This is a genomic window from Treponema zioleckii (assembly GCF_014737315.1).
In the GTDB taxonomy this organism is placed as follows: domain Bacteria; phylum Spirochaetota; class Spirochaetia; order Treponematales; family Treponemataceae; genus Treponema_D; species Treponema_D zioleckii.
Window position 1 is genome coordinate 1 of the sequence record NZ_JPUF01000053.1, and the last position, 18,150, is coordinate 18,150.

At 44.1% G+C, this 18,150-nt stretch carries 14 protein-coding genes; 4 read left to right on the forward strand and 10 right to left on the reverse strand.

Annotated features, from left to right (window positions below):
- Positions 1-435: 435 nt before the first annotated feature.
- From JI65_RS12710 to JI65_RS12735, 6 genes are all read right to left on the reverse strand, one after another.
- On the reverse strand, positions 436-1,791 hold the full coding sequence (locus tag JI65_RS12710) for an MATE family efflux transporter (protein ID WP_191017231.1): 1,356 nt from the start codon (positions 1,789-1,791) through the stop codon (positions 436-438).
- Between the two features lie 108 nt (positions 1,792-1,899).
- The gene (locus JI65_RS12715) at positions 1,900-3,117 is read right to left on the reverse strand and encodes a CobW family GTP-binding protein (protein ID WP_191017233.1); all 1,218 of its coding nucleotides are present in this window, start codon (positions 3,115-3,117) and stop codon (positions 1,900-1,902) included.
- Between the two features lie 67 nt (positions 3,118-3,184).
- Positions 3,185-3,742, reverse strand: a complete 558-nt coding sequence (locus tag JI65_RS12720; RefSeq protein WP_191017235.1) for a DUF4340 domain-containing protein — start codon at positions 3,740-3,742, stop codon at positions 3,185-3,187.
- A gap of 23 nt (positions 3,743-3,765) precedes the next feature.
- The gene (locus tag JI65_RS12725) at positions 3,766-5,847 is read right to left on the reverse strand and encodes a GldG family protein (protein ID WP_191017237.1); all 2,082 of its coding nucleotides are present in this window, start codon (positions 5,845-5,847) and stop codon (positions 3,766-3,768) included.
- Positions 5,848-5,865: 18 nt separating this feature from the next.
- Positions 5,866-6,591, reverse strand: a complete 726-nt coding sequence (locus JI65_RS12730) for an ABC transporter permease (RefSeq protein WP_191017239.1) — start codon at positions 6,589-6,591, stop codon at positions 5,866-5,868.
- Positions 6,584-7,543 carry an ABC transporter ATP-binding protein gene (locus tag JI65_RS12735; RefSeq protein WP_191017241.1) on the reverse strand — a complete coding sequence of 320 codons (960 nt, stop codon included), beginning with the start codon at positions 7,541-7,543 and terminating at the stop codon, positions 6,584-6,586. The genes JI65_RS12730 and JI65_RS12735 overlap by 8 nt, the downstream gene beginning before the upstream one ends.
- Before the next feature lie 447 nt (positions 7,544-7,990).
- Between JI65_RS12735 and thrA the strand changes: the two genes are divergently transcribed.
- The 3 genes from thrA to ilvN all read left to right on the forward strand — a co-directional run bounded on the left by thrA (position 7,991) and on the right by ilvN (position 13,191).
- Positions 7,991-10,486 (forward strand): bifunctional aspartate kinase/homoserine dehydrogenase I, encoded by a 2,496-nt coding sequence (thrA, locus tag JI65_RS12740; RefSeq protein WP_191017243.1) that lies wholly within the window; start codon positions 7,991-7,993, stop codon positions 10,484-10,486.
- A gap of 215 nt (positions 10,487-10,701) precedes the next feature.
- Positions 10,702-12,657 carry a 3-deoxy-7-phosphoheptulonate synthase gene (gene aroF, locus JI65_RS12745; protein WP_191017245.1) on the forward strand — a complete coding sequence of 652 codons (1,956 nt, stop codon included), beginning with the start codon at positions 10,702-10,704 and terminating at the stop codon, positions 12,655-12,657.
- A 42-nt stretch (positions 12,658-12,699) separates the two neighbouring features.
- Complete coding sequence (ilvN, locus tag JI65_RS12750; RefSeq protein WP_191017248.1) at positions 12,700-13,191, forward strand: acetolactate synthase small subunit; 492 nt, start codon at positions 12,700-12,702, stop codon at positions 13,189-13,191.
- 7 nt (positions 13,192-13,198) lie between these two features.
- Here ilvN and JI65_RS12755 read toward each other — a convergent pair whose 3' ends face one another.
- Together JI65_RS12755 and JI65_RS12760 are read right to left on the reverse strand one after the other, a co-directional pair.
- Positions 13,199-14,239: a hypothetical protein gene (locus JI65_RS12755; RefSeq protein ID WP_191017250.1), complete on the reverse strand. Its 1,041-nt coding sequence runs from the start codon at positions 14,237-14,239 to the stop codon at positions 13,199-13,201.
- A 95-nt stretch (positions 14,240-14,334) separates the two neighbouring features.
- On the reverse strand, positions 14,335-14,859 hold the full coding sequence (locus JI65_RS12760; RefSeq protein ID WP_191017252.1) for a hypothetical protein: 525 nt from the start codon (positions 14,857-14,859) through the stop codon (positions 14,335-14,337).
- A 161-nt stretch (positions 14,860-15,020) separates the two neighbouring features.
- Here JI65_RS12760 and JI65_RS12765 point away from each other — a divergent pair, with 161 nt between their 5' ends.
- On the forward strand, positions 15,021-16,760 hold the full coding sequence (locus tag JI65_RS12765) for a hypothetical protein (RefSeq protein WP_191017254.1): 1,740 nt from the start codon (positions 15,021-15,023) through the stop codon (positions 16,758-16,760).
- A gap of 25 nt (positions 16,761-16,785) precedes the next feature.
- Here the strand turns inward: JI65_RS12765 and JI65_RS12770 are convergent, their stop codons facing one another.
- Together JI65_RS12770 and JI65_RS12775 are read right to left on the reverse strand one after the other, a co-directional pair.
- Positions 16,786-17,352: an MBL fold metallo-hydrolase gene (locus JI65_RS12770; RefSeq protein ID WP_191017257.1), complete on the reverse strand. Its 567-nt coding sequence runs from the start codon at positions 17,350-17,352 to the stop codon at positions 16,786-16,788.
- 34 nt (positions 17,353-17,386) lie between these two features.
- Positions 17,387-18,103 carry a pentapeptide repeat-containing protein gene (locus tag JI65_RS12775; protein WP_242457245.1) on the reverse strand — a complete coding sequence of 239 codons (717 nt, stop codon included), beginning with the start codon at positions 18,101-18,103 and terminating at the stop codon, positions 17,387-17,389.
- Between the last annotated feature and the right edge of the window lie 47 nt (positions 18,104-18,150).

The following is an 18,150-nucleotide window of genomic DNA, read 5'->3' on the forward strand; positions in this document are numbered from 1 at the left end:
CCGTTGAATGGCAGATTTCTCCATTCCGCTTCGCTGCAGTCGAAATGACAGAAGCACTCCCGCCACACCGACAGCTTTTTTCCCGTCACAACGACAGTGTTTTTTCCTGTCACAACGGCAGTGTTTTCCTGTCACCTCGACCGAAGTGGAGAGGTCTGCACGCATTCCGTCGAATGGCAGATTTCTCCATTCCGCTTCGCTACAGTCGAAATGACAGCAGCACTCCCGCCACAACGACAGCGTTTTTTCTGTCCCTCGACCAATGGTCTTTCCTGTCACAACGGCAGTGTTTTTTCTGTCACCTCGACCGAAGTGGAGAGGTCTGTACACATTCCGTTGAATGGCAGATTTCTCCATTCCGCTTCGCTACAGTCGAAATGACATTGTTAAGTTCAGTATGCCGATGAATTTTGATTATACTCTATATTCTTATTTTTATCTTCCTAATTTTTTGCCCACTTGCCAGAGTCGTAGCAAAAACAGGCTTCCTCGAACGAAAAGCTCAAAGCTCATCGCGAACCAGATTCCTTCAAGACCGAACGGAGAAGCGAGAATGATTGCTAGAGGAATGCGGACAAACCACATCGCGCCGAATTTGTACAGACTCGGAATAAAAGTGTCCCCGATTCCGCGTAAAGCGCCGCTTGCAACGAGCGAGGCTCCAAAGAAAGGCTCAGAGAACGCTTCGATTTTTAGGATTTTTGAGCCGAGTTCCTGAATGGCTGGATTCGGGGAAAGAAAACTTATCATTTCGTGAGAGAAAACAAAAAGCATTACGCCCGTAACAATCATCAGAATGATTCCGAGTAGCGTCGTTAGCCAGCTCAGTCTTTTTGTCAAATCTAGCCTTCCGGCTCCAAAGCTCTGCCCGGTGAGTGTGCTTGCTGCCGCTCCGAGTCCGTGTGCCGGCATGTAGCACAAACTTTCCGCGGTGATAGCGAATGAGTTTGCCGAAAGTGCGACATTTCCTAGCGGGGCAACGATTTTTGTAAATGCGACTTGACCACTGCTCATCACAAGCTGCTCAAACGCAACCGGAAGTCCGATTTTTACGGCTTTTCTAAGATATTCCGGTGAATAGCTTAGCCGCTCGTTTTTTCGGAGACTGAGCGATTTTGATTTAAAGAGCAAATGCAGAATGAGGAGAGTTGCCGTTACGAATCTTGCAATCAGCGTGCCGAGTGCCGCTCCTGTAACGCCAAGTTCCATTCTAAAAATCAAAACGTAGTTTAGAATCACGTTGAGAATTGCCATTACGACTTGCATTATCGCAGGAATTTTCATTTCGCCCGCCGCCTGAAGCATTCCCGCCGCCAAATCGTTCAGCTGAATAATCGGAAAAGAAATCGCGAAGATAAAAAAGTAGACGAACGCTTTTTTAGAGACCGTTTCATCGCCGCCAAGCCAGTGCGGAAGGTATGGACTTATAATCGAAGTTGCGAGTGCGATTATAAGCGAGAAGGCAAGAACAAAAATCATCGAAATCTTCAGAAGATTCCTTGCTTCTTTTTCTTTGCCAGATCCAATCAATTGCGAAAGCTGCACTGTAAATCCCATTGCCGCGGCAAAACTCAGCCCCCCGATGAGCCACGTGCTCGACGAGACAAGCCCGATTGCAGCCGAGTCTTCCGTGGCGAGCTGGCCGACCATAGACGTGTCGATGTACGACATCATTATGTAAGAAAGCTGGGCTAAAATTGCGGGTATGCTTAGCTGAACTATAAGATGGATTTGCTTTTTTAGACTGAGGGGTGTCCCGTTTCTCATCTCTGCGAGTAAATCTGTTTTCATTGAAAAATGCTCCGCCCGTAGAATTTATGCTGACAAAAAAGGCAATTGCAGGTACAAAGCCCACAATTGCCTTGAATGGTGGCTATTTTAGTTTTTTTATAGAAAATATTAGGCAAGGCAAGCGTCAAGAGCGTTTGCAATTGCCTTTTTGTCAAGGTTCTGTCCGATGATGCAGAGCTTAATCATGCGGTCACCAACTTTTGGATCCCATTCTTTTTGAATCTCAGGATTCTGCGCAAGGATTTTTTTCTGCTCCTTTTCTGGAGAAGTTGCAATCCACTGTCCTGAGTAACCGGCCTGAATCTGTCGTCCAGAAGTCTCGAAGACATAAGCCATGTCGTCTTCGTCAGCGAACCAGATAAGTCCCTTGCAGCGGATAATGTTCTTTGGCCATTTTCCTGCGAACTCGTCAAGTTTCTGTCGGTCGAACGGCTTTCTCCTGTAATAAATGAACGTTCCGATTCCGTATTCATCTTCATCTGCTCCAGAATCTCCGTCGTGCTTGTGCTCGTGATGGTGGTGCTCGTGGTCATGATGATGTTCGTGTTCGTCGTGCTCATCATGGTCGTGGTGATGATGCTCATGCTCGTCATGGTCGTCATCATCATCGTCTTCGTCGATTTCGCCTTCCTCAAGCTGTTTGCACCAACCTGCAGAGGCATAAACCTGCTCAAAGTCGAACGAATGAGTTCCGAGAACTTCGCTAACGTCAACTTTGCCGTGGTCAGTTTCTATGATTTTTACTCCAGGATGAAGTGCTTCGATTACTTTTCGTACCTTTTTGAATTCATCTTCTGTTACAAGGTCTTTTTTGTTGATTACGAGAGTTGAACAGAATTCAATCTGCTGAACCAAAAGAGACTCAATGTCTTCTTCACCGATTGCTTCTTTGTTAAGGAGCTTGTTTCCGCCGGCAAATTCGTCTACGAGGCGAGCTGCGTCAACTACGCCAACAACGTTGTCAAGAACGCCGTTTTTGATTGTCTCAAGTTCCTGAGCGATTGGCATTGGCTCACAAACGCCAGAAGCTTCAATCATAATGTAGTCGTATTTTCCACTTTTTATGAGGTTTTCGATGTTCTGAGCGAGCTGCGATTTGAGCGTACAGCAGATACATCCGTTTGTAAGAGGAACGATGTCGCTCGTGTCTGTTATTTTTGCGCCGTCTGCAATCAATTTTGCATCAACGTTAACTTCGCCAATATCGTTTACAATAACTGCAACCTTATATCCTTTCTGGTTTGAAAGAACCTGATTCAGCAAGGTTGTTTTTCCGGCTCCCAAATATCCGCAAAGAAGAGCCATTGGAGTTTTTGCTTTTGCCATTTTTGTCTCCTATCTAAGAAATGGGGCAATCGCCCAAAAATATTACAGAATGAATATAGTCAATTTTTTACAAATCGGCTACAGGTTTTTCTTCGGGTTTTGCCTCTAGCGTTTCCTTGGGTTCTGTCTTTTTTAAGTCATCTGCTTTTATGGAGAATCTGTCCTGGAGCGAACCTGTTGCAATGTAGACCTCGCTTGAACCGTCGATTCGGACGTAATTCTGCTGACCTGTTGCAGTGTCTTTTCCGATGGTGAGTGAGCGGAGTGACTTTCCGCCGGCACTTGCCGACACTTCGATTATTTTGTTTTCGGTAAGCCCGTAACGTTCGTTCGTAGCTTCGTCGTTGCCATTTGTGCTGACGCCGAGAGTCTTTATGCTCAAAAGTGCCTTTTTAAGGTATTCAACTCGGCTTGAATCAGCGTTCTCTCCGTTTACAGTCCACTCATCACCGTTTTTTGCGAGCGTGATTTTTCCGTTTTCCTTGGAATTAATTTCAATCAGATCAATCGTGTCTTCCAATTTAAAAGTTTTTACGGAAGATTTTGACGCAAGCACAGTTTGTACGGCGTAAATTACCGCAAAAAGTGCGATTGCCGCAAGTAAAATTATTTTTCGTGTTTTCATAGTCTTTCCTGTTTTTTTTATGGCTATTCAGCCTTTTCGATATTTTCGCTTTCTCGTGAGTCGTCAGGATTGTACTTTTGGCGGATAGCCTTTTTTCGTGCTTTCTGATGAACGAGAACCAAAATTCCGCACACGGCCACAAGAAGTGCAATTCCGATTTCGTTAAAATATTTGGCAGCGTTTGCGGCTTCCTGCGAAGCGATTTCGAGCGTGTTGAGAGAAAGTCCTTTCGTTCTCATCTCGCACAAATCTTCTTCGCCGTTCATGTAGTCAACGATATTTCTGAGCAAATAGCTTATTGGAGCTTTTCCGTTCTTTCCGTTCACGTTTTCCGTGGTGATTTCTGACGAACCTGCAACGAAAATCTTTCCGTTCTGAACAGATTTTGCAATGTGTCCGTCTTCTGCCTTAACGTCGATTTTTACGTCTCCGGATTTTTCAGAATCATTTTCTGCGTCTTTGTTCGGATTTTCAACTTTTCCGTCAAATGCGCTTTGGAATTTTCCTTCAACAAGAACCGCAAGATTGTAGCTCTGCATTGTCGATTTGTCTGACGGCGGCGTTATGAATGACGGGTTTACCGTAAAGTTTTTGTCCATGAGCCAGCTGTTCGGCGAAGATTTTGCCAGAACCGTAACTTTTTCGTCGGCTTTTGACTCGGCCTCCGAAACGTCAATCGAAGAGGCCTGAGCGAATACAACGAATCCGAGATTCTTTGAGATTACGCTTTTTTTGTTGAGACCGTCTTTCTGGAGAACAGGCGCATAGTAAACGCGCTGAATTCCGTCTGGTAGGTACGGATTTTGGTCTTGGTAGCATTTTTCGTCAAGAACGTAGTCTTTTCCGATTTTGATTCCATATTTGTCGAGAAGTTTTTGAAGCCCTGTATCAATCGGTGTAAAAGTCGGCTGGTTGAGCGGATTAGAACGGTCTTGCGGCGCGGTGATTTCAAATCTGTCCGTAAAAATCATAATGTTTCCGCCACGCATAAGGAACTGATCGAGTTTGTAAAGCTCATAATCAGAGAACTTGCTTTTTGGTCCGTTGATTACTACGCTTACAAGACTTGCTGGCAAATCTTCCGTTCGAAGATCGAATACTTCAAATCCGTAGCGGTCAGAAATTATATTTTTGAGGACGAAAGACTCGTCTCCGTCTGAAATGTATTCTCTTTCGTTGTGTCCGACGATGTAGCCGATTGTCTTTGACTTTGAAACGACAGATTGCAGCGCCATCGTAATGTTCTGGTCAAGGTTTTCGGTTCCCGCGATTCCGAACGGAGTAATCTGGAACGGAATAATCTGGAATTTTTCGCCGTATTCAACTACAAGTCCGAGGGCGAATTTTTCTTCCCCGACCATAAATCCCTGAATTCCGTATTTGGAAACGATTGCATCGATTTCGTCCTGTGACGGGTCTACCACGTTGAACGTGATTTTGTCGCCGTTCTTTTTGTTCACTTCCTCGTAAGCTGCGCTGATTCGTCCTTCAAGTTTGCTGTAGCCCGGAAATCCAAAGTCTGCGATTCGTTTTGAAGCGTAATACGTAAGGTTCACTTTGCCCTGCAAGCCAGAAAGCATACTCGTGTTCGAAATCATTTTGCTGATTGTGGTGGTGAGTTTGTACTCCAAGCCGTCGGTTGTTGTGAGCGAGTCGATTTTTTCGGTGCTGTCGGCATAATCGATTGCGAGCGCCATCCAAACCTGCTTGAATCCGACTTCTGTATTTTTAATCTGCTGAATCTGAACTTGATTCAAACCGTAGCTTCGCGCAAGAACTTCGTTTTCCTGTTTTGACATGTCAAAGAATTCGTAAGAGAAATTCTCGTTGGCTTTGCCTTTGTATTCAACCAAAAGGTCAGAAAGATAAGTTTGCACTTCGTTGTAAGGTGCCGTTAAATTGTCGCTAAAAAACACTTTTATCGAGAGAGGTTTTTCGAGCGTGCTTACGACCTGTTCGCTTGCCTTTGAGATTGTGTAGGATTTTGGTTCCGTCAAGTCGCTTCTAAAAAATGCGTTGTAAGAAACGAGATTTATGAGAATCAAAAGAATGAAAAATAATGGAATGTCGCTTTTTGGACTCTTCAAATAATTCAGTAATTTCATTTTTAAACCTTTTAAATTTTATCTGTTTGCGGCAGTTGATTTTAATGATTCAACTGAAAGCACAAAGAAAATCGCCGTGAGCGAGACAAAGTAAATCAAATCCCGCGAGTCGATTATTCCTCTTGAAATTGACTCAAAGTGAGCCATTGCCGAAAAATACGCCACGAATTTTACGATTGGCGCAGGAATAAAAATCATGAACATCGAAAGCAGTGCGAATGCAATGCAGATTGCGAACGCGATAAAAAACGCGATAATCTGATTTTTTGTAAGGCTCGTGGCAAAAAGTCCGATTGAGCTGAACGACGCAATCAGAAAAATCGCTCCCAAATATCCGCCGATAATCGGTCCAAAATCCGGGGTGCCGAATTTGATGCAGGTGAGCACGTAAAAAAGAGTCGGGACGAGCATTGAAACTCCGCACACGAAAGCCGCCAAAAATTTTCCGAGCGTAATGTCGAATGCGGTGAGCGGCAGCGTCATCAATGTTTCGATGGAACCCGTTCGTTTTTCATCGGCAATCATTCGCATTGTGAGTGCTGGGATAAAAAATGCCAATATAATAGGAAGAATCTGGAAATAATTTCTGAGCTCCGCACGATTGTTCAAAAAGAATGTGTTGAAAAACAAAAATCCTGACGCAAGCATAAAAAGTCCCGTGACGATATATGCAATCGGGCTTGTAAAGTATGCGAGGATTTCCCTTTTCATAATTATGAATGAAGGATTTCTCTTTTTAGTCATTTTTATTCTCCTGTTTGTCTGTGGTGAGGGCGTGGAATACGTCTTCAAGGCTGTTCTTTCGGACTTCGAGCGTGTAGAGGACCCAGTTGTTCTTTGCGCAGAGCTTAAAGATTTCGCCTCGGATTTCGGCGTTGTTCTTTGCGCTTACCACCGCACTTATTGCGTTTGGCGCCGCATTGATTTTTTCTCCGTCCGTAATCGTGCATGAATCCACTGTGCCGATTTTTTCAAGTTCGCTTTTCAATTCTTCTTTAGAAACTCCGTCCGCCTGCAAGAAGACTGTCTCCGAGTGCCCGAAACGCTCGCGAAGTTCCGCTGTAGGACTGTCGGCAACGAGTTTTCCTTTTGCAATGATGATTACGCGGCTGCAAATCATTTCGACTTCGCCCAAAATATGGGTTGAGATGATTACTGTGCGTGTCTCGCCGATTTTTCGGATAAGTTCGCGAACTTCCTGAATCTGGTTCGGGTCAAGTCCGCTTGTAGGCTCGTCAAGAATAAGAATCTCCGGGTCGTTCATAAGTGCGTGCGCGAGACCTACGCGCTGTTTGTAACCGCGGCTCAGTTCGCTTATGTTTTTGTGCATGACTTCTTTGAGTCCGCAGAGATGGCAGAGATGCGGAACTTTTGTTTCCGCGTCCTGATTATAAATTTCTGCAACGTATTTTAAATAATCTGCAACAATCATGTCGCTGTACATTGGCGCACTTTCCGGCATGTAGCCGATTTTTCGTTTTGCCGCAACAGGATTTTCTGCAATATCGATTCCGTCAATAAGAATTTTTCCGGAAGTCGAGTTCAAAAATCCTGTTATCATTCGCATCGTGGTACTTTTTCCGGCTCCGTTAGGTCCCAAAAGACCGACTATTTGCCCCGTAGGAATTGAAAAACTGATGTCGTCTACGGCACGGAACGTTCCAAAATGCCGCGAAAGGTGAGAAACCTCAATCATCGTAAAAACCTCATTTTTAATTGTTCAAAATAGAAAAAACTACTCCAAAATAATAATTCCGAAGATTGTAATAAGTAAAACAGATTTTCAAAAAGTTAAAAGAAAAAAAGAAAAGTTGAAAACTGAAAACTTGCGTCATGCTGAACTCGACCGCTTTCGTTTTCGCGGTCGCCTTGATTCAGCATCTATATTTCATTTGGTGCAAAGAACTTATTGGGCAGTTGCCATAACACTCTTAAAAGTAGCAGTTCAAAAAGACCCACCAAAGCGCGAGTTTTTGGAAACGCTAAAAACAGGCTTTGAGGTCTGTAAGTCCACGTGTGCGTTTCCGAAAAACTTGCGGGAAACGCACAATAAAAACTTTTTTTCAAAAAGTCTACTTGTAGCGTTTCCATTTATAGTAACTTTCGCTAAAATGAATAAATATTTTAAAAATAGGAAGGTCTTATGCTTACTTTGAAATTTGGCGGTACTTCAATGGGAAGTGCCAGAAGAATTATCAATTCAGTTGATATTATGGTTGGTCGTGCGAAACAGGATCGAATCAGCGTTATTGTTTCAGCAGTTGCAGGAATTTCTAACAGCTTGCAGGCCGCGATTGACGGCTGCATTTCTGGCGGGAACACCCAAGCCTTTGTTCAGAGCATAAGAAAGACCCATACCGAAATCTGTAACGAAATTCAGTCAAAATTGCAGGGATTTGACGCTCAGAGCGTAATGGACTCTATTGAGCCTAATTTTGTGGAATTGGAAAAACTCCTTTCAGGCGTTGCGACTTTTGGCGAGTGCCCAAAATCAATTCACTGCCGAATCATGGGAATGGGCGAGCTTTGTTGTGTTCCTATCGTTAACGCCGTTCTCCTTGCCAAAAAACAGAACGTTCTCGTTCTTGATTCACGAAAATATATTTTTACCACGGGCGACCAAAAAGAAGGCGACCCGGATTATGCGCGCACCTCAAATGCATTGCAGTCTTACCGAGACGGCTCGGAGCCGAATCCTCCTCAGATTCTTTTGTTCCCGGGCTTTGTATCTGCTTGGTCAAAGCATCCTGGCGAGGAGACTTCAATGGGACTTCTCGGACGTAACGGTTCGGACTTTTCGGCTTCAATCGTTGCGGCTTCCCTCGGTTCGTCAAAATGCGAATTCTGGACGGATGTTGACGGAATCTACACAGCAGACCCTCGCGTGGTGAGCGACGCAATTCTTGTTGAGGACATGACTTACGAAGAGGCTATGGAACTTTCGTTCTTCGGTTCAAAAGTTCTTCATCCAAAAACTTTGGCTCCGCTTGCTGCCAAAGGAATCGAAGCGTGGAGCTTAAATTCTCACAATCCGTCTGCACGCGGAACGCGAATCGGAAAAGGTCCGTTCGAGAGCGAAAAAAACGCCGGTCCTGTACGGGGAATCTCCTGCCTAAAAGACACTTCGCTCATCTCTGTTTCTGGAAGCGGAATGAAAGGCAAGACTGGCTTTGCCTCAAGAATTTTTGCCGCAGTCACACGCGCTGGCGTTTCAATGCTCTTAATCACGCAATCATCTTCTGAATACACGATTTCTTTCTGCGTAAAACAGAATCAGGCAGACAAAGTAAAAGACGCGCTTTCTCAGGAATTTGCGCTTGAAATCCGCGACGGACTTTTGAACAAAATCGGTGTGGACGAATACTGCTCGATTGTTTCGATTGTCGGCGACGGAATGAAAGAGTCTTGCGGCGTGGCCGGAAAATTCCTGGATTCCCTTTCTAGCAGAGGAATCAATATTAAGGCAATTGCGCAAGGTTCTAGCGAACGTTCAATTTCTGTCGTAATCGGTGCCGAATACGGTGACACGGCCGTAAAATCAGCTCACCTCTTCTTCTTTAACACTGCACAGCCAATCGAAGTTTTTGCTTTTGGCGCGGGAACAATCGGCGGCGCGCTTCTTGACCAAATCCGCGAGCAGCACGAAAAACTTCTTGCGCAGAACGTTGACATTAAGGTTTGCGCGATTTCAACTTTGGACGGAATGCTCCTTGACGGCGACGGAATCAATCTTGAGAACTGGCGCGAGGATATCAAAAAGTCCGACAAAAAGACGAATCTTGACGAAATCCTTGAGTTTGTCCGTGACACAAAACCTCTAAACCCGGTTTTTGTTGACTGCACTGCGAGCTACGATTTGCCTGAGCGATATTTGGACATCTTCCGTGCGGGAATGAGCATTGCGACTCCGAACAAACGCGCAAACTCAATGGATATGAATTTTTACAAGCAGCTTCGTGAAGTTGCGAACGAAAATCATTGCAGATTCCTTTACGAGACGAACGTTGGAGCTGGATTGCCGATTATCGACACTTTGCAGAATCTCTTTAAGTCCGGTGACTCGCTCACAGGATTCAATGGAATTATGTCTGGCTCCCTTTCTTACATTTTTGGAAAGCTCGACGAGGGCAAAAAATTCAGCGAGGCGGTTCTTGAGGCAAAAGAGCTTCGTTACACCGAGCCTGACCCGCGCGACGACTTAAAAGGCACTGACGTTGCCCGAAAAGCGTTGATTATTGCCCGCGAAGCCGGAATGAACATTGAGCTAAAAGACATAAAAATGAATTCGATTTTCCCTGCCGACTTCTCGATTGAAGGCACTGTTGAAGAATTTATGAAGAGACTTCCAGAAGTTGATTCATATTTTGAAAACAAAATGGCAGAACTTAAAAAAGAAAACAAAGTCCTTAGAATGGGTGCTTCTATTCGCGACGGAAAAGTTTCTGTGGGAATGCTGGAAGTTGGTCCTTCTGACCCGCTTTACGGCGTAAAAGGCGGTGAAAACGCATTCGTGTTCGAGACAGCCCGATACACTCCAATTCCGCTCACCGTTCGCGGTTACGGTGCCGGAGCTGGCGTAACTGCTGCCGGCGTATTCGGCGACATTCTCCGAACTGTAAGTTTTAACCCTACAAAGTAAGCCAAAAAAACAAAAGCCCGCCTAAAAGCGACCAAACTTTAGCGGGCTATTAAAAACAATAGCTAAGGAGGTAAGTCGCTCATTTGCGGACGCCTCCGTTTTTTTTATATTACGCTAGAGGCTTTACTTCGTCAACTTTTCGAAGCTGTGCAGAATCCATGATTTCTTTCCGTAACTCGTAGAAGTCCACGCGGAATAACAGTATAATTCAACGCATGGTTATCGTATTAAAAAATGATGCAAGCGAAAGTGAAAAGAAGAATATAAAAAATCTTTTAAAATCCAAGAATTTTAAAATCAACGAAGTAAAAGGTGAAGAGTCAACGATTCTTGCAGCTGTTGGAAAACTTTCCATGGACGTGCGGGAAGTGGAAGTTCTTCCCGGAGTTGAAAAAGTTGTTCCGATTTCAAAACCTTACAAACTCGCAAGCCGTGAGTTCAAACCAGAAAATTCAATAATCGAAATCCAAAATAATCGAGGGCAAATAATCCGTGTTGGCGGAAGCCGTCTTGTTTCAATCGGCGGGCCGTGTGCCGTTGAGAGCCGCGAGCAGATGCTTGCCGCCGCTGCCGCCGTTTCTGCTGCCGGGGCCACCATGCTTCGCGGCGGGGCTTACAAACCAAGAACATCTCCTTACGCGTTCCAGGGATTGGGCGAGGAAGGTCTCAAATACTTAAAAGAAGCCGGAGACAAATACGGGCTTCCTGTCGTGACCGAAATTGTGGCCGCAGAATACATTCCGTTAATGGAAGATAATGGCGTTGACGTTTATCAGGTCGGTGCAAGAAACATGCAGAATTTCGAGCTTTTAAAACGGCTCGGAAAACTCGGAAAGCCTGTAATCCTAAAGCGGGGGCTTTGCGCAACGATTCAGGAATGGCTTATGAGCGCGGAGTATCTTCTTTCGAGCGGGACCGACAAAGTTATTTTGTGCGAGCGGGGAATCCGCACTTACGAGACCGCAACGAGAAACACACTTGATTTGAGTGCGATTCCTGTTTTGCGGAGCCTTACGCATCTTCCGATTATCGTTGACCCAAGTCATGCCGTTGGAGTTCGCGACAAAATCCCTCCGATGGCCCTTGCGGCCCTTGCGGCTGGCGCGGATGGAATCATCGTTGAAGTGCATTGCCATCCGGAGCAGGCGCTTTCGGACGCGGCCCAGGCTCTTTACCCGGAGCAGTTTGACAAAATTATGCGCGACATGGAGGCCCTGGCCCCTGTAATCGGCAAGCAGGTTGCCCATATTCGGAGCGAGCGAAAGACAAGTCCGACTCAATCGATTCAATCAACGCAGGAATCTAAAAAAAATGGCACAGACGAAAAAATAAAATGTGCGTTTTCTGGAAAAAAAGGTGCGTATGCAGAGCAGGCCGTCATCAATTTTTTTGATGATTCTGCCGAGGCTGTTGAAGTCAATTCGTTTGACGAAATCTTCCAGCAGGTCGTTGACGGAAAGGTTCAGTACGGAATGATTCCTATTGAGAATTCCACCGCAGGCTCGATTTACAACAATTACGACAATTTGACACGCTACGAGGACGTTTCGATTGTTGGTGCGGTTACGATTCGAATTGAGCATTCGCTTCTGGCTCCAAAAGGTGCGACTTTACAGACCGTCAAAAACGTTTATTCCCACCCTCAGGGACTTGCCCAGTGTTCGAATTTCATAAAAAATCATGGATATCACTGTGTTGACACGGTTTCCACAGCTACCGGAGCTCAGCTTGTAGCTTCAAAGGGCGAGCTTGAGAATGCTGCGATTTGTAATGCCCGCAATGCCGAAATTTGGGGACTTGAAGTTTTGCAGCAGGGCATTGAGAATAATCCGAACAATTACACTCGTTTTGTGATTATCGCCGCGAACCACGTGGGAAGCGAGCCTTTGCAGTTTGAGGAAAAAAAGCCGAACCGCGCGAGCATTTTGTTTACGACAAAAAACGAGGCTGGTGCGCTTTACGATGCGCTGGGAGTTTTTAAGAATGCAAATTTGAGCATGAACCGTCTTGAATCCCGACCGATTGCCGGAAAACCGTGGAAATATTGGTTCTACAGCGATGTTGTGATTCAGAATGATGTTGCAAATCCTAAAGAATTCATTGCGGATTTTAAGGAAAAACTCAAAAAAGTTGCCGAGGATATTCGAGTGCTCGGTATTTACAGCGAATAGCACGAAAAAGTCAGATAAAAATTACAGATAAAGGAGATTTTTATGGAGCGTTACGTACTTTCAGTTTTGGTTGAAAACCATGCGGGTGTTTTGAGTCGTGTTTCGGGGCTTTTTAGCCGACGCGGATTCAACATTGATTCTTTGACGGTCTGCGAGACTTACAATCCTGGCCAGTCAAGGATGACAATTGTTGTGCGGGGCGATGAATACGTCCTTGAGCAGATTGAAAAACAACTTTCAAAACTCGTCGAAGTGATTTCTATTACTCACTGCAAAAAAGAAAACACTTGCGAGCGCGAAATGGTGCTCATCAAAGTAAATGCAGCTGGTTCTGACCGTGCGGTTATCATTGAAACCTGCAATATTTTCCGCGCTCACATTGTTGACGTTGCTCCCGGTGCTGTAATCGTTGAGGCTACAGGAAGCGAGGACAAAATTTCAAGCCTCATCAGGCTTCTTGAACCTTACGGAATCAAGGAACTCGTTCGCACAGGTCTCACTGCAATGGGACGTGGCGAAGAGATTATGAAATAGCTTTTGATTACTTAAAAGTATGTGTCCAACGGACTGCTAAACGGTTGAAAAACCATTCATAGCCATCGTAGCTCAAATAAGGCTCGGTGGCTTCTTTTTCGTGGTCTTCCTCAAAACTTCTTCTTGAGGCAATTTGTGCAATAATCAAAAGAGAATCTTTGTCGGTGAGATTTACTTGTGCCAGCGGAGAAAAACTTAATTTTGCGAAAGTTGCATTGTAATTGTCGTTGCTTCCCAAATCATCATACGGATTTTTTACGTAACCCGAAAGTTCCGTCATGATTCCCACGCGGTAAAGTTTTAGAGGCATTTGGTATGCCAAAATTGAGCTTGCATAGTATTGAAGACCGTTCGCATAGTTTACGGTGTTCTGCCATTCCCAAATGTCATCGCTTTTGGTTCCTGTAAGTCCTTTGTAAAGAATTTGGTAGCTTGCCGTAAAAATCACGTGATGCCATTCGCCCGGAAAAACTGCCCCAAAATCAAACATGAACATGCCCTGCGCCCAAAAATCGTAGTACCATTTTGAAAAAGGCGTGTAATCCTCGTATTCAATGCTGTCTTCGTCAATTACTCCGTTCGTCCAGGTGATTTTTTGTTTGTTGAGTCCTGCAAGCCCGTGCCAGTTGAATAAATGCCAGCCCGTGCCGATTGAGCCGCCTGCAGAAAAAGAGAGAAAAGGAAGTGGCGTAAAATTCGCGTTAAAAAGCATTTTTATTGTGACCGGCGAAAGCTCGAACGCGGGCGTAAGGACTAGGTTCGCGTCGCGTAAAAGCCAATGATTTCCGAGCGGGGTAGGGATTTTTATGTCCGCGTTTAGAGTTGCCGCGCCTTCCGCGCCTGAGAAAAAGCCCGCGAACGGAGAAAAATGCGTTCCTCCGCTTTTGTATGCGCTTTTTGGGTAATAAGCTGTGGCGACGTTTAAATATATAGAAAGATTTTCGCTGTTTTTGTGCTCTCCGCTTTCTTGTTCGGACGAGTCCTGCGCCGAAAAAAATGCTGGCAAGGCAAACAGGATTATGATAAATGCTAAAAATCTATGATTCATAAAAACTCCTAATGTTTCAGCATTCACTCTATTATATAGAACAAAGATGCTCAAAACTAGTTCGGAATGAATGTTTTGAAACAGCCTCAGTTGAATTATTTTCGGGGCTTCTGCCATTTTTCTTGCAGAATCCGCCATTTTTTTTGAAAAACGGCATTGTCCGTGTTTGCTGCAGAAAATTCTGATTCCATCTCGATTCGGGCGACTTTAAAAACTGGCAAGTTGATTTTTGAAAGCTCAAATTCGTCCAAAAAGGATTTTACGGGCACAAAAGTTTCTGGCGAATCTGTAAAAATCCTTGCAAGGCAGATTTTGCCGTTGGTGCGCAGAATTTCATCTTCATCATTTTTAATTCCAACTTCTGCCTGCAAGTAAATTTCTGTTTCCGATTCAGTTTTTCTTGCGTTTTCAAAAGCATTTATTGAAACTGATTGAATTTTTTTTGCGAGCGTGGAAAAATCGATGGAATCAAGTTTGTCATTTTTATTTGGAAAATGCGTTTCGCCAAAAAAAATGAACAGCGGAAAATCTGGAACACAAAAAGCCGACGGATTTTCATCGGACAAAATTTCGCTGATTTTCCTGCAAACTTCTTTTTGCAGTTCTGCTAGAATTTGCATTTGATTTCCATGTGGAATTATGACTATCATAATGTTAAGTATACGGTATAAAATGTAAAGTGTAAAGTTCTTATTCCTACTTGAAAGTATTGTCGTAAAATTATAGAATGTGACAAATCTAGAACTTGAGATTACTTTAAAAAAGGTTGTTCGGAAAAACTATGAGAAAACTTCTTAAAAATTTTAAAATATCGATTTTCTTCCTTTTTCTATTCACTTCATGCTTTAACAGACAGCCTGTTGTTCTTTCGATTCCTGATTCCGCTGAACCTCAAAACTTGGAAGAGGCGGCTTTTCGCGAAACTCATATTTTTACTTTTTCGATTGAGCAGCAGCAACTTTTAAAAAGATTCTACAACCAGAATGGCGATGCGGCCCTTCAGTTGACTTTGCACGGTACAAAATTTTCTTCAAAAAAAATTCAAAACGGGACTGTGCTCGAAATTGGATTTTTGTATGCCGGAGATTACGGCGACAAGGGGGATTTTAAGAATATTGCCCCTAGACCTCTAGTTTCGGCAGATTTAAAAGATTTTGCAACTTCGTCTTTTTCTGTGATTTTTTGCATGGAACGTCACCGAAGTATTTCTGATGAGCTTCCGGTTGGTTTTTTTGTGCGTTCGGCCTCAAAATTTGTTGTTGAGTCAACAGCGGTCGTGCGTGCGACCGTGGGATTTGATTTCCGTTCACAAATTCCGGTTTTTGCATTCGCGCCTAACGGCGGTTTGATTTCGCCGACCGTTTCTGCCACCGACTTGAGCGGCGCGTCAATGGCTTTTTCGTCCGTTTCGTCGTACCAGTCGGTAATGCCAGAGCTGGCCGTAACGTTCAAGGAAAATTCTTCAAAAGATATTGTGAGACTTTCTATTGGCGGCGAAAGGTTTTCTTTGTGGCATTCTGGCGAAAATGACACTTCTTACGAGGCTGTGATTCCTCTTGCCGCTGCAAAAAATCCTTTTTCTCCGGTCGAAATCAGCGAGAACGCGGCTTCGGTTTCTTCGATTCTGTTGCGTGCGTCGGATTCTTCAATTCTTACTTCGTACGTAGGAATTTCGCACAACCCGACCAAGCCGATTCGCGTTGACCCAGGGCTTATTTTTAACTGGAGCCAGAACAATTGGCGCGGAACTGATTATGAACTTTTTGAATGGAATCGTTTTGAAAATATTTTGATTTTTGACACTGCGAACTACGAGATTCAGAATGAATTTTTTAGTCGTCTTGCCTTTTTTGTTGAGAAGCATGGCTATTGCGGAAAACTTATGGATGATGAATTTTTGAAGACCGCTCACGGTTACAATGCCCACGATTATCGTGCGGAAAGTCTTGCAAACTTTTTTGAGACTGCTAGAGTTCGTCATTTTCCGTTGAACGAGCGCGAACTTTTGCTAAAAGAAATTCTTTGCGAAAACGGCGTGTTAAAAATTGGCGATGGCGGAGAAGTGCTGGCAGGGGACGGCGGGGTTATTTCGATTTCAAAAGAATCAACTGTTGAGCAGCGAAGAATGTTCATTGCTCACGAAGGCTGGCATGGAATTTTCTTCGTGGATGCTGATTTTAGAAACACCGTGGCTTCTCTTTACTATACAGTGGATTCCTCTTATTTGGATTTTTTGATGAATATCTTTTTGTATCTGCCGAATCTTCGTTACGAGACAAAAGATGATTATCTTATGAAGAATGAGTTTATGGCGTATATGCTTCAGCAGCCGGTTGCGGCTTGTAGCGATTATTATATGGAGCGTGCCTCATGGCGACTTAGTGGCCCAAAAATGGGTGAACTTTCTGATTATGTGCTTTCTAAAAAGGCTGAAGGTTTTGTGTCTGCCGCGACATTGCTTGACCAATACGTGAATGACCGTTGGGGACTCAATGCCGGGCGGGTCTGGCTCATATTCTAAACGCGGGGCGAGGATTCTGAGCGGGCTACCGCTCCGAAACTTCCGTATTGAACATGCTTTCGGCTCCGACCGTGCTTAGCGGCCCGTGTCCAGGCATGATAATCGTATCGTCTTGCTGCGTAAGAATCTTTTGCCTGATTCCTGTTATGAGCATTTTTTTTGCGTAATTTGAATAAGTGCTTCCTATTAGGCCGTTTTCGATTGTGTCGCCTGTAAAAAGCACGTTGCCGATTTTGTAGACAATTGAATCAGCGCTGTGCCCTGGCAAAGCAAAATAGCTTATATTAAGGCCGGCGGCTTTTATTGTACCGTCTCCGCGGATAACTCGTGTTGCGGCTCCTGCAATAAATCCGTCTGCGGCGTAAACCGTTAAGTCATAAATCTTTCGGAGCGTTTTTAGCCCCTGTGTGTGTCCCGAATGATTGTGAGTTATCAATGCGGCGCAAAGTTCATACCCTTCATCCTCAATCTGGTCGATTATTTTTGTGGTTATTTTTCCAGGGTCGATGATAATTGCCTTTTTGTCCACTTCGTTAACGACCACGTAGCAGTTTGAGATTTTATTAAGGTTCATGTGAAAATAAATCTTCATCGTTTTCTCCAAATTTCGCACTTAAAATTCAAAATCAAATTGCTGATTTGTCATAATCGTCATCGCCCATAAAAAGAGCGCTTCCTTTTTCATCAAAATTCGCTTCTTTTGTGTTTGACATTCGAAACGAAACATTCTGCTGTTCAAGATTGTAAAAAATTGTCTGCCGGATATTGCAGTTTCGTATTGAGGTGTCAACGAGCTTTGCGTTTATGAATCTTGAAGAATACAAATCTGAATCATCGAACGAGGACTGAAAAGAGGAAAGCCCTGTAAAATTATCAAGAATCATGTCGCTTCCCGTAAAAAGCACGTGGATAAATTTTGCACCCGCAAACGATGTGTATTGCATGTTGCTTTTAATCAAGTTGCAGTCCGTAAAAACTGCGTAGTCAAAAGAGCTGATTCTGCTTCTGAAGCCCGTTGAACGGATTCCCGCAAAAATACAGTGATGAAAGCAACAGCCGTAAAATCGCTTGTTGGTCAAATCGATATTTTTGAATGTGAGTCCGTTTGCGTTCAGACCGACGATTTTATCGTGCTCCTGAATGTACTTGTAAATTTTGGCTTTTATGTCCTCCGGGGCAGGATGATGTTTGTAGCAGTAGCTGTTCGCTTCCAAAATCTCGCCGTTCTCGTCAAAATTTGAGAGCGCGGTTTTCATGCAACCTGGGTGAAGGCAAATGTTTGATGAATACATAAAATCATTATAGCTTATGCAAGTCGATTTTGTCAGTAATTCAGAATCCACATCAGGAATTTCGCATTGTTACAAGCAGACAATTTTTTTGCACTGGC

What these genes read in the sequence shown, in the direction of transcription:
- JI65_RS12710 (WP_191017231.1), bottom strand. Translation starts at nt 1,791, where the DNA reads ATGAAAACAGATTTACTCGCAGAGATGAGAAACGGGACACCCCTCAGT.
- JI65_RS12715 (WP_191017233.1), bottom strand. Translation starts at nt 3,117, where the DNA reads ATGGCAAAAGCAAAAACTCCAATGGCTCTTCTTTGCGGATATTTGGGA.
- JI65_RS12720 (WP_191017235.1), bottom strand. Translation starts at nt 3,742, where the DNA reads ATGAAAACACGAAAAATAATTTTACTTGCGGCAATCGCACTTTTTGCG.
- JI65_RS12725 (WP_191017237.1), bottom strand. Translation starts at nt 5,847, where the DNA reads ATGAAATTACTGAATTATTTGAAGAGTCCAAAAAGCGACATTCCATTA.
- JI65_RS12730 (WP_191017239.1), bottom strand. Translation starts at nt 6,591, where the DNA reads ATGACTAAAAAGAGAAATCCTTCATTCATAATTATGAAAAGGGAAATC.
- JI65_RS12735 (WP_191017241.1), bottom strand. Translation starts at nt 7,543, where the DNA reads ATGATTGAGGTTTCTCACCTTTCGCGGCATTTTGGAACGTTCCGTGCC.
- thrA (WP_191017243.1), top strand. Translation starts at nt 7,991, where the DNA reads ATGCTTACTTTGAAATTTGGCGGTACTTCAATGGGAAGTGCCAGAAGA.
- aroF (WP_191017245.1), top strand. Translation starts at nt 10,702, where the DNA reads ATGGTTATCGTATTAAAAAATGATGCAAGCGAAAGTGAAAAGAAGAAT.
- ilvN (WP_191017248.1), top strand. Translation starts at nt 12,700, where the DNA reads ATGGAGCGTTACGTACTTTCAGTTTTGGTTGAAAACCATGCGGGTGTT.
- JI65_RS12755 (WP_191017250.1), bottom strand. Translation starts at nt 14,239, where the DNA reads ATGAATCATAGATTTTTAGCATTTATCATAATCCTGTTTGCCTTGCCA.
- JI65_RS12760 (WP_191017252.1), bottom strand. Translation starts at nt 14,859, where the DNA reads ATGCAAATTCTAGCAGAACTGCAAAAAGAAGTTTGCAGGAAAATCAGC.
- JI65_RS12765 (WP_191017254.1), top strand. Translation starts at nt 15,021, where the DNA reads ATGAGAAAACTTCTTAAAAATTTTAAAATATCGATTTTCTTCCTTTTT.
- JI65_RS12770 (WP_191017257.1), bottom strand. Translation starts at nt 17,352, where the DNA reads ATGAAGATTTATTTTCACATGAACCTTAATAAAATCTCAAACTGCTAC.